Below are 11,137 nucleotides of genomic sequence, written 5' to 3' on the forward strand. Positions count from 1 at the left end.
GGGTACATGCAAGAAGAAAAAACAAAAAACGTATACGTCGTCACTCATGCAGCATTTAAAGCACAGGGGTTAGGAGCGAGGGATCGCTTTTCTCATCTTATTAGCTGGATGGAAGAGCGCACTGATGCTTTCACAATCTACGTTCCTCTGCTTAAAAATCTGAAAGAATCTGGATTGGAAGATTTTAGAGATAGGTACGATATCCAAACCCTCTCACAGGACGATACAGCGAGAGGAAATGCCATCTTTTGGGAAACCCGTTCCGATCTGGAAATTGCATATTCTCCGGGTTGCCTAACATTTGTTGATGCTCCATATCTGGAAACTAGGAGGTCTGAGACTGAAACGGAGCTAGGTTTTTCGTCCTTCATCCATTCAGTTTCGCCGGAGATCATCTGCACACCAGACGAGAAGGGGATATTACTCCCAGCCCCGAATGAACTCTCCGGACAGGCAGCGCATCACCTATCCTATCTCGCGTCTCAATACGATAAGAGCAAAAACTCCCGCTGGGCAGGAACAAAATATGACTACGAGCGAAAACAACGACTAGGTGCCGTTTCCGAGCTGCCTACAGAGCTACGTCCAACTCGATACGACCTTGAAAGTTATTTTTGGTCTAAAGGGTGGTCGGGGCCTCAGATTAAGGCCCTTAGCAAAAATACCAAAGGTACATCGGACAGGGTCAATCTCTAGAGAGGCCTTTGTAGCTGTCAAATAAGCGGCTCAATCGCTCCTGCTTACTATCCAGGCGTTTCTTCGCCCCGAACGCTTTATCCATCTCAGCATCGAGCGCATTGTGCGCTTTGATGAGTTCTGGTGACATGACTTTGTACTGCTCATCGAGCGACAAGTCTGGGCGGAGTTTACGGGCTTCAAGAATCTTCTGCCCCGCGATAATGATTCTCTGTCGTGTTTTCTCGTCGACGTCAGGCATCGGGAACGTGTTCCATACAAGCGTATTAGCAAAGCTATTTCGTGATTCCAATCTTCCGCCGATGGTATCTTGCCAATTCTTGAACATGGAAGATGAAATGATTGCGAACGCGAAACCGTCTGAATCCTCTGCCGTGAATACTCTGTTGTTGGCAATTACCTCCGCAGGCAAGTAGTCCGCAGTGAAATATGGACGATTCTCGGAGAAGACTACAGGGATGCACAGGTAATCGCTCTCAGGTTGCCTCCGCTCCGTAAACAAGTGAGGAATCGTCGCATCATCACGAGTCGCAGCCTTTTTACTCTGTAGTCGGAACTGTCTAGTGCCCTCGACCCGCTCTTGCAACACTGGAGACTTCGCTAGGTCCTTGGGGTCAAGGTCTTCAAGCCATAAACACCAGCGATCTTCGTCATGAATCAGCTCGTGTGCCCCAACGAGGCGACGAACGTACTTCATGGCGACAGCATCATCGACAGGTTTTGGTGCGCCTGGTTTCGGATCAAGATTATTCCCTGATGTAGGTTGCGACCCTCTAGACGCTGGCGGAACAACCGGACTCAACGGCATAGTCCTTTTCTCCACAACCACATCAGGACCATCCACCAAATACGCATTCAAAAACTGCTTCACCGCAACCTCAACCGGCGGCACACCCTTTTCCCCATAGGCCCACAAACGCTGCTTCACACCCCTCTCTCGCGTAAAACCAACCACCACACAATGCACCGCAGCCTCCGCATCCCACGGAAACGACTGATGCACAAACTCAGGAACCCACCCATGCTGACGCAACGTCCCAAACACCAGCGGCACATGAGAACCCTGAGCAATCGAATTCGTAGTCACAAAACCAAACTTGCCATGTCGGTCCGCTAAGAACTGCACCGACTTCACATGCCACCCCGTCACCAAATCTGGCTGACCAACGCTTTTCACACCAAGCTCACCCCACAACCGTTTCACATCCGCCCGCTGCTCATCCGTCTGGTAGTTGTTCCCCAAAAACGGCGGGTTGCCAAACACAAACGTCATCGCAGCATCAGGCACACCCTCCTCGCCACCCCAATCAACTTTCAATGCATCCGCATGCCGAATATTCGCAGCAGTGCGCAACGGCAAACGCTCAGGCGCCAAACCAATGCGCTTCGACAACTCCACATTCGCCTGATGGTCCACCAAGAACATCGCAACCTCAGCAATAAGAGCAGGCCACCAGTTCTTCTCAATCCCATGAAACTGATCAATGCGAACCTTCTGGTCAAACTCCACATTCAACGACCACATAGACTGATGATCACGACGATAAATCTCCGCAATAATATCCGTCTCAATCAACCGCAGTTCCCTATACGCCACCACAAGAAAATTGCCCGACCCACACGCAGGGTCTAAAAACTGATACGTCGCCAACTCATCCTGAAAAGCACGAAACTTCTTCACTGTCGTGGACTTATTGCGAATCAACCTGTCCGCTTCACGACGAAACTCATCCAAAAACAGCGGGCCAATAACCTTCAAAATATTCGCTTCACTCGTGTAATGCTCCCCATCGGCACGCCGAGCCTCCTTCGACTTCACCATCTGGAACAGCGAACCAAAGATCGCAGGAGAAATCCCCGACCAATCCAAAACAGTCGCAGCAAGCAACGCCTCACGCATCTCAGCAGAGAAATAACGCGTCGGAACATGCTGCTCAAAAAGCCTTCCGTTGACATACGGGAACATCGCCAGATAATCAGGCAGATTCTTATCCCGACTCTCACATGGCGTGTTCAACGTTTCGAACAGTGCCTGCATCTGACCGCCCAAAGTCTCTGCAGTCGTATGCTCCTCAACGAACGTAGTAAACAAGCCGCGAGGGATCAGTTCAGAGTCTTCCGCGAACAACAGAAACAAGATGCGTGACAAAAACACAGACACCTCAAACGTGTCACGGTCCTCATCTTCTGGGCAGACAGGCGCATCATCGCCAACCTCCACATCAGAGACATCCCCAACCATGGCGGTGTAAAGGTTCGCCATGAGTCTGACGCTTCAACTGAGGCGTGTTCCTGCTGCTTCGGGGTGGGAGCGTCAAGGCGGTGCAGGAACATCAAGGCATCGACGTTTTCCGCAATATCGACCAAATCGAATTCGTAGTCAGGCTCAACAGAGTCAACGAATTCGAGACGGAACTGTTTGAAGTTCGTCATCAACAACACACGCGGCTTCTCATCCGGGTCGATGTCCCCGCCGTAGAGATATGCCCGCGCCTGCTGTTGCGCATCATCAAGGGCTACGTAGTGTGACTTCGCTTCAGCGAGCACAACACCTGGGTAGAACATGTCGATAGCACCTTTGAGGTTGCTGTCGGTGTCGGCTCTGTTGGCGGGTCGTTGTGCCTCTAGGGCCCTGGTTGCTTTAATCCCGAAGCATTCGACGAGTTCTCTGAGGAAAGAGTCGGCGTAGCGTTTCTCGGTGCCTCTGGTTCCTTCTTGTTCCCAGAACTCAATCTGCTGTGTCCAGTAGTGTCTGAATTCGCTGAGGCGTTGAATAATTTCGTCGCGCGAGAGGGTTGTTTCCGTGGTTGCAGGGGGCATTGTGTTTTCCTTCGTTGATCGGTGAAATCAACGACCGTGAAGGAAAATTGCCGCAAAAAGCTACGACGAATGGGCCCTGGTGGTCGCATAAAAGACCATCTCAGGATATCATCAAAAGCGGATACAATCGGAGAAAGTGACCCCTGCAGACCGGAACTGGTTATCCGCAGACAGGCGCGCTAACATCACTCGCATAGCCGGATACCCGGCTGAATGTGAAAAGTCCAAACCTCGTGTCGCCCCTCGCTGATACACTCACGCCCACCTAGAAAACGACTACTCGAAAGCACAACAATGAGCCTTCCTTCAAGCATGTATCGCGTGAAAGTCCCACCAATCAAAATCCAGGGCATCAAAACCAAACTGGTCCCGTTTATCGCCTCACACATCCAGTGGGACGGGCATGGAACCTACTACGAACCTTTCATGGGGTCGGGCGTAGTGGGCTTCAATCTTGCACCTGAGCGAGCTGTATTTTCAGATGTGAACCCACACCTCATAAATTTTTACAAATCGGTTCAGACTGGCGAGGTAACCGCATGGAAAGTGCGAGACTACCTCGAAGAGGAAGCCCCGAAACTTGCTCAAACCCCTGCCGACAAGCACTCGTACTACTACGAAGTCCGTGAACGCTTTAATGAAACTGCAAGTCCGTTTGACTTTCTGTTCCTTCAACGCAGCAACTTTAACGGCATGATGCGCTTTAATACCAAAGGGTCCTATAACGTCCCCTTTTGTAGAAAACCAGAGCGATTTAAACCCGCTCTCATTACGAAGATTGTCAACCAGGTTCATTGGGTTGAGCAGTTGATTGCCGAGCGCCCCCAGTGGCAATTCGAGCTAGTCGATTTTAGCGAAGTTATCGATAGGGCTGAAGCCGGAGACTTTATTTATCTCGACCCGCCCTACATTGGGCGGCATGATGAGTACTTCAGCACTTGGGATCAAAGCAAGGCAGATTCACTTGCTCAAATTGTGCAAAGCTCGGATGCGGGTTATGCACTGTCGATGTGGCACTCAAACCAATATAGGGAGAATACACATCTTGATTCTTGGACTGGAGAGCTACGAACGACTGCGCACTTTTACCATGTGGGAGCGAGCGAGAAGAATCGTAATGCGATGACTGAAGCATTGGTTATCTCGCCCGAAAATGCGGTGCCACTTAGTGATGTACAGCCACTGAATCGGAAGGTTGAGGAGGTCGAGGAACCGGCAGAGGAAGTTCTGGCATTGTTCTAGTTAAGGGGAATTTTCCAACCGTTAGAAGCCACAAAAGCTTTGTATGCTTGGTATTTTTCCCTCAGTTCAGCAGGGTCGAAGGGGCTGTTGGCCTGCTTTTCGAGCCAGTCGAAATAGGCGGGCAGGTTTTTATAACGGCTCTCTTTTTCCTTGGCTGAGTCGCGATATTTGGGGAAATTCTGCCAATAGTGTTCGTATACAGCATTGCCCAGCAAGGCGAACGGCCCGGCACCGTATTGGAACGGCTCCATTGAGGTTGATTTGAATGTGCCAATGTTGTCGGTGTTGCCACTTCCTGGTTTGTCCCCTGCGAGCCGATACTTCTCCATAAACGCCACCTCGACGTCAGCGTATGCCGGTTGGACGGAGTCAAGGTCATCTATCGACACTTTGGTTGTTTCAAATCTGTTGGTCCTCGAATAGAGGAATGCTAGGACGTAGTGCGAGTCATAGTCTTCATAGTGGCGGTAGATATTCTTCGTTCCTGTACGAAGGAAGCTGGTGAAGCTTCCGAGGGTGAAGTTGAATGCTCGTGTGTTGCCTTGTTTGTCGAATCCTCTGTAGGTGGATTTCACGTCGATTGCAATGAGGCGTCCATTGGGTTTTTCGAGAACGAAGTCAGGGTAAACAGTCTGAATCTCGCTCTCGTGGAACTTGTACCCGAGGTTTTGGGCGAGTTGCTTGATGTAGGCGGTGGCGATGACTTCGAATGCGCGGCCCACGATTTTTGAGTCATTGCCGAAGGTGAATACGTCCTTGTCTTTGTTGACGATTCCGATTAGTTGCCAGTCCTCGGGGTCTTTTGGAAGTAGTTCCAGTAGGGAGGTTAGGATTTCGTCTTCATGCCTGGGAAGGAGTAGCTTTGACTCGACTTCTTTAGGTGAAGGTACTGGCTGATTGTTCTTGGGAGTCACGTCCTTACTGTAGGGCACATGATGAGACTATCTTGCTTATCGTTGTTGTAGGCGTGTCGTTGTGTTTACGGCCGCGTTCCCGGCTGTTGTGAAACGTGTGTGCAGGTCTTAGGCCTGCTGCTTTCGTTGTGGTTGTGCCTGGTTGGTGTGACTTGATCGAAAAGAATCGATGTGGGCCGTGATCCTTTATATGTGCGTTTCTTTGCCCAATCTGTTCGCTTCTCGTTTGCGTTCCCGTGCGTCCATGCGTTGACGTACGGGCCAGATGGGTTGACCCAAGCTAACTTCAATTTGGGCGAGGGTAAGGATACTTGGCCAGGCTCTGCCCGCCATGAAATCCGCAAGTGTCGATTCACCAACACCGCAGTAGCGGGCAACTTTGTTGATGCTCGTCAGCTCGGTGGAGGTGCGCATGATGTCTTTCAGTCCAAGGACGGCTTGGCGGACTCGTTCGTGTGCGAGGTCATCGACTTTATATGTGGGCCAGTCTGGATAGAGCTCGCGGGGCGTGGGTTGTTTTGCGGGCATGTATTGACCGTAGGACAATGCTGGGGTGGTTTTGGGCCACGCCACGCTAACGGTGAGATAACGAAGTGGTGGCCTGCAGCTTTGGCCTTGACGGTCTTTTTAACAACCGCTATCATAAGCGCTATATGGTCGCTACAACGACCAACAAGGGCCACACTCCTCACCACGAAAGGGGACACACCATGTACCGCCCAGCCTTCATCGCCTCGTATCGAGCCAACCGCTCTACGACCGCATAAACCCCTCACCACTCTCGACAACGCGTTACACGCGACGATTTCACGTCCGTATTCGACGGAACCCACACCGCTTCACCCGGCAACACAAACCGGGATGAATGCTGGCAATTCCTTAATGCCTCGACACTTTTTGAGGGGAGGTGACACCTCATGACGTTCTCCACGCACTCAGCACTACGCGCAGATGGAACCCCAGCAGACGTAGGACTTATCTACCTCGACCAAGTCGATGTCGCGAAACTACGCACCCCTATCGACGTTGTTGACGACTCAGGTGTCATCGATCTCATCGAGCACTGGACCGAAGAAGACGGCATCGGTTTGGGCGGTGTCGGTAGACCACGTGAAATCCCCATCCGCAGCGTGCTCGTACTCATGGTGATGCTCGCTATCGACAATCAGCCAATGCACCTGACGAAGGCTCGCGACATCATCTGCGACAGGGCTACAGATAAAGCCCTCAAAACCCTTGGTTTCCCCGCCCGTAACGAAACGGACTACAAGAGCCTACGTGGTCGTAAACAGTGGTACGACAAACTCTGGCACGCCTATCACGCCATCCTCCGCGTGGTCGACCCCTTCCCAGAAATGTCCTACAAACAACGCCTCACTCGCGAAGAATACGACACCCTAGTCGCAACTCGCTCTCCCGCACTGGTCGAGGCACGCAGACAACGACTTACCCTGTTCAACAACAGCCTCATCATGGCAGCGGCGAAACTTATCGGTGAAGAAGAATTCAGCCGATGGACCGGTGACGTCGCGGTTGATGGCACTCCAATCAAAGCCGCTCGGATTGGTTCTGCTCGCGGGGCTCGTCGCGTTTCCTCTGAGCCTGACGCGGGCTGGTACGTGCGTGAAGGCAACCATGATGGCTCGAACGAAGACAACCCATACAAGACGATGTGGGCGTATGAAGCAACTCTCGCTGTCATGACTTTCGGTAAGACTGAAGACGAGACGCCTTCTCTGTTGCTAGGCATGTCACTCGACAAACCGGGCCACAACATTGGCAAACGGGCACAGGACGCGTTGTCCCACATCATTAGCGATCCCGAGATGCCGAAGGGGTATTTCATCGGTGACCGTGCTTATCTGCCGAACTCGAAGCCCGAAAACCTTGCCATGCCACTGAGGCTTGCGGGGTACAAAAAGATGGGTGACCAGCGAGGTGACTCTCTCGGTTTCCGTACGCACTATCAGGGTGCTGATCTGATTGACGGCACTTGGTATGTCGCAGGCATGCCGAAGAAGCTTGTCGATGCGGGTGTTGATTTCCATGCAGGAAAAATTGATGAAACCGAGTTCGCTACTCGTATTGAGAAGCGGAAACCCTTTGAACTGCGCATCAAAACCGTCACCGAGGATGGCACAACCGTGTTTTATAACCCGGCGAATTACGGAAAATACACAACCGTGCTTCTGCCGGGTGTGAAGAGGCCTGAGAATTTTGCTGCTGATGCGGTGAAGGTTTTTGAGAAGGATTTACCTCCGAAGCAACATCGAAAAGGGTTGCTGAAGGGCAACAAGACTTTGCGTATCCCGCTGCATGTGGGAGCGAAATATGCCCAACAAGGACCTGCCTGGGCTACCAAAGAATGGGCTGCGATTTATCACCGTGGCCGTAACACGATTGAGTCCCGCAATGACCTTCTCAAGTCTGGTCGTTACTCGTCAATCGGGGATCAGACAACGAGAATGGTTCGCGGGTTTGCTGCGAATGCGGTGTTTGTTGCTCTCGGCGCTGTCAGTGTCAACGTAGGTCTTATTAAGCGTTACCTACATAGGCTAGTTATCAACTTCGACATCAAACCGAAACCACCCACACCGCCTGAGACGAGACGTATGTCTGATGAGTTTCTCTCTGAAATTCATTACGCGAACGCACCACCACAAGTTGCTTAAATCCGGTTTCAACTTTCAACTTTCAACCGCCACCACAAGAAGGGTGGCGGGCAGAAGCGATCAACAAGCAGCGATTTTCGGCCACTTTTTGGTAACAACACCCCCGGAAACAGTCCCGGCACAACAAAAACGCCTCTCCTATTTGCGCAGGTAGAGGCGTTTTTGATGATTTGAGGGGGTTGTTCGAACAATCAAACCAGATTCTTCGAAACCCCCTTTTGCGCCCCAGAGAGGATTCGAACCTCCGACACCGGCTTTAGGAGAGCCGTGCTCTATCCCCTGAGCTACTGGGGCAACTCGACTAACAGTACCGCAGGACAGAAGTGTTGCCAAAGTCGCGGGCGCCCGCGACGGCATCGCTATTTGCCCGGGTGTTAGGCCTCTTCGCCGGTCAGTTCGCGCAGCTTCGCGCGAACAGCGGACGCGGCAGGGTTGGTCGCGTGCGTGCCGTCAGAATAGAGGACGGTGGGGACGACGCGGTTGCCGTCGTTGACGGACTCGACCCACGCGGCGGCGTCCTTGGCGCCTTCGGCTTCGATGTCAACGACGTCGTAAGGGGTTTCGGTACGGTCGAGGCGCTCGCGAAGCTTCTTGCAGAACGGGCACCAATCGGTTGCGAAGATGGTGACGTGGGAAGAGGTTTCGGGAGTGGTCATGATTTTGGGCCTAACCTTTCGAGGCGTTGGTACTTGAAACGGGTGCCATTGGCGGAGGTTTGCCACGGTCCATCAGAAACGATAGCGAAGTCATCGGTGACGCGGGGCGCGCGGACGGCGGACGCTCCGAGCTTGTCTGCGACGTGGACATCGACGATCGTGCGTTCAATGACGTCTACTTCGTCGATGGTTGCTTCGTAAATCTGGCCACCGCCGATGATCCAGGCGGACGTCTTCAAATCTGGGATGTCGCGGGACACGAAGGCGCCGTCGGACCACTCGCCGGGCTCGCGCGAGGACAACACATGGTTTGTCCTGCCCGGCAGCGGCTTGATGGGGAGGTGGTCCCAAGTCTTGCGCCCCATGATGATCGGGTGGCCCAGCGTGATCTCCTTGAAGTGGCGCAGGTCCTCAGGCAGGTGCCAGGGCATGCCCACGCCGTCGCCGATGATGCCGTCGATGCTTTCGGCCCAGATCGCGCCCAGCATTAGACGGACACCTGCGCTTTGATCGTCGGGTGCGGGTCGTAGCCGACGACTTCGATGTCGGAGAAGTCGTAGTCAAACAGCGACTCTGCCTTCCGCAGCTTGAGCTGCGGGTAGGGGCGAGGCTCGCGGGAGAGCTGCTCGCGCACCTGGTCGAAGTGATTGTTGTAAATGTGGCAGTCGCCGCCGGTCCAGATGAGTTCGCCGACCTCGAGACCTGCCTGCTGTGCAAACATGTGCGCGAGCAGCGCGTAGGAGGCGATGTTAAACGGCACGCCCAGGAACATGTCGGCGGAGCGTTGGTACACCTGCAGGCTCAGCTTGCCGTCAGCTACATACAGCTGGAACAGCAGGTGACACGGCAGCAGCGCCATGTGCTCGAGCTCGGAGACGTTCCACGCGGATACCAGGTTGCGGCGCGAATTGGGGTCGTCCTTCAAAAGCTCGAGCGCCCGTGAAATCTGGTCGACGTGCTGCCCATCGGGGGTGGGCCAGGAACGCCACTGCACGCCGTAGACCGGGCCGAGCTCGCCATTTTCGTCGGCCCACTCGTTCCAGATGCGCACGCCGTGTTCCTGCAGCCAGGTCACGTTGGAGTCGCCGCGGAGGAACCACAGCAGCTCGCCCACGACGCCCTTGAAGTACACCTTCTTGGTGGTCAGCAGGGGGAAGGACTCGGAAAGGTCGTAGCGCAGCTGGCGGCCGAAGACGCTTCGCGTGCCGGTGCCGGTGCGGTCGCCCTTATCGGTGCCGTTTTCCAGGACGTCGCGCAGGAGGTCTTCGTACGGAGTCACCAGGCTCACTTCGCGACGACCCCTTCGAAGGAGCCGTGCTCGTCGTAGTACTTCGCGCAGGCTTCCAGGATGTCGTCGGCAAGCTCCGGACGGCAGATGAGCAGATCCGGGATGTAGGTGTCCTTGTTGTTGTACTTCAGCGGCGAGCCGTCGAGGCGCGAGCAGTGCAGGCCCGCAGCCATGGACACACCAACTGGTGCTGCCTGGTCCCACTCGTACTGGCCACCGGCGTGTACGTAGGCGTCAAAATCGCCGAGCAGGACATGCATTGCCTTCGCGCCAGCGGAACCGACGGGGTTGGTCTCGAAGCCGAGGGCATCAGCAACGAACGGGGCGATCGCCGGCGGGCGGTTGCGCGACATTGCGATCTTCTTCGCGAACGGCCCCGAGACGTGGCGTACGTCGGAAGATTTGAATACGACGCCAAGGTCCGGCAGACCTACCGCCGCGTGGGTCGGGACGCCGTCTTCGACGAGCGCGATGTGCACGGCCCAGTCCTGGCGGCCGGTTGCGAACTCCTTCGTGCCGTCGAGCGGGTCAACAATCCAGACGCGGTTGTTGCTGAGACGGGAGTGGTCGTCGGCTGCCTCTTCGGACAGAAATGCATCGCCCGGGCGGTGCTGCTCAAGCACGCGCGCGATCCAGTTCTGTGCCAGGTCGTCGCCGGCTTCTCCAAGTTCACGTCCGCGGAGAAGGCCAACACCGCGAATACCCTTGAGGATCTCGCCGGTGCCTTGCGCGATTAAGTTTGTCAGCCGAGAGTCTGAATACTGAGCAGTCATGGCTTCGACTTTAGCGCGAAACCAGCCAAAGGAACCATTTCTTTTCGCCTGCCTGCACTATCTGTATTCTGGCGGG

The 11,137-nt window shown here is 54.1% G+C and carries 11 protein-coding genes and 1 tRNA gene; 3 read left to right on the top strand and 9 right to left on the bottom strand.

Annotation, left to right across the window (positions count from 1 at the left end; translation table 11 throughout):
* Positions 1 to 6 precede the first annotated feature (6 nt).
* A complete protein-coding gene (locus tag R0V12_RS09675; RefSeq protein ID WP_320072553.1) occupies positions 7 to 696 on the top strand; it encodes a hypothetical protein in 690 nt (229 codons plus the stop codon).
* Here R0V12_RS09675 and R0V12_RS09680 read toward each other — a convergent pair.
* Together R0V12_RS09680 and R0V12_RS09685 are read right to left on the bottom strand one after the other, a co-directional pair.
* Entirely contained in the window at positions 686 to 2,917 is a 2,232-nt protein-coding gene (locus tag R0V12_RS09680; protein WP_320073022.1) for a class I SAM-dependent DNA methyltransferase, read from the bottom strand. The genes R0V12_RS09675 and R0V12_RS09680 overlap by 11 nt on opposite strands.
* Positions 2,800 to 3,516, bottom strand: coding sequence for a type IIL restriction-modification enzyme MmeI (locus R0V12_RS09685; protein WP_320072554.1), 717 nt, complete (start codon positions 3,514 to 3,516; stop codon positions 2,800 to 2,802). Before R0V12_RS09685 ends, R0V12_RS09680 begins: the two co-directional genes overlap by 118 nt.
* A 321-nt stretch (positions 3,517 to 3,837) precedes the next feature.
* Here R0V12_RS09685 and R0V12_RS09690 point away from each other — a divergent pair, with 321 nt between their 5' ends.
* Positions 3,838 to 4,758 (top strand): DNA adenine methylase, encoded by a 921-nt coding sequence (locus tag R0V12_RS09690; RefSeq protein WP_320072555.1) that lies wholly within the window; start codon positions 3,838 to 3,840, stop codon positions 4,756 to 4,758.
* On the opposite strand, the gene R0V12_RS09695 is transcribed toward R0V12_RS09690, so the two are convergent.
* Positions 4,755 to 5,672 carry a type II restriction endonuclease gene (locus R0V12_RS09695; RefSeq protein WP_320072556.1) on the bottom strand — a complete coding sequence of 306 codons (918 nt, stop codon included), beginning with the start codon at positions 5,670 to 5,672 and terminating at the stop codon, positions 4,755 to 4,757. The genes R0V12_RS09690 and R0V12_RS09695 overlap by 4 nt on opposite strands.
* Positions 5,673 to 5,858: 186 nt before the next feature.
* A complete protein-coding gene (locus R0V12_RS09700; RefSeq protein ID WP_320072557.1) occupies positions 5,859 to 6,200 on the bottom strand; it encodes a helix-turn-helix domain-containing protein in 342 nt (113 codons plus the stop codon).
* A gap of 389 nt (positions 6,201 to 6,589) precedes the next feature.
* Between R0V12_RS09700 and R0V12_RS09705 the strand changes: the two genes are divergently transcribed.
* Positions 6,590 to 8,344, top strand: coding sequence for a hypothetical protein (locus R0V12_RS09705; protein ID WP_320072558.1), 1,755 nt, complete (start codon positions 6,590 to 6,592; stop codon positions 8,342 to 8,344).
* 221 nt (positions 8,345 to 8,565) lie between these two features.
* Here the strand turns inward: R0V12_RS09705 and R0V12_RS09710 are convergent.
* The 5 genes from R0V12_RS09710 to R0V12_RS09730 all read right to left on the bottom strand — a co-directional run bounded on the left by R0V12_RS09710 (position 8,566) and on the right by R0V12_RS09730 (position 11,061).
* Positions 8,566 to 8,638, bottom strand: a tRNA-Arg gene (locus R0V12_RS09710).
* 80 nt (positions 8,639 to 8,718) lie between these two features.
* Positions 8,719 to 9,000: a mycoredoxin gene (locus R0V12_RS09715; protein ID WP_256041768.1), complete on the bottom strand. Its 282-nt coding sequence runs from the start codon at positions 8,998 to 9,000 to the stop codon at positions 8,719 to 8,721.
* Positions 8,997 to 9,488: a dihydrofolate reductase gene (locus tag R0V12_RS09720; RefSeq protein WP_070362844.1), complete on the bottom strand. Its 492-nt coding sequence runs from the start codon at positions 9,486 to 9,488 to the stop codon at positions 8,997 to 8,999. Before R0V12_RS09720 ends, R0V12_RS09715 begins: the two co-directional genes overlap by 4 nt.
* Positions 9,488 to 10,288, bottom strand: a complete 801-nt coding sequence (locus tag R0V12_RS09725) for a thymidylate synthase (RefSeq protein ID WP_070362843.1) — start codon at positions 10,286 to 10,288, stop codon at positions 9,488 to 9,490. Before R0V12_RS09725 ends, R0V12_RS09720 begins: the two co-directional genes overlap by 1 nt.
* On the bottom strand, positions 10,285 to 11,061 hold the full coding sequence (locus R0V12_RS09730) for a 3'(2'),5'-bisphosphate nucleotidase CysQ (protein ID WP_070976106.1): 777 nt from the start codon (positions 11,059 to 11,061) through the stop codon (positions 10,285 to 10,287). Before R0V12_RS09730 ends, R0V12_RS09725 begins: the two co-directional genes overlap by 4 nt.
* Positions 11,062 to 11,137 lie beyond the last annotated feature (76 nt).

Origin of the sequence: Corynebacterium sp. UMB2355A (assembly GCF_033877495.1) — a bacterium.
Classification (GTDB): domain Bacteria; phylum Actinomycetota; class Actinomycetes; order Mycobacteriales; family Mycobacteriaceae; genus Corynebacterium; species Corynebacterium pseudogenitalium.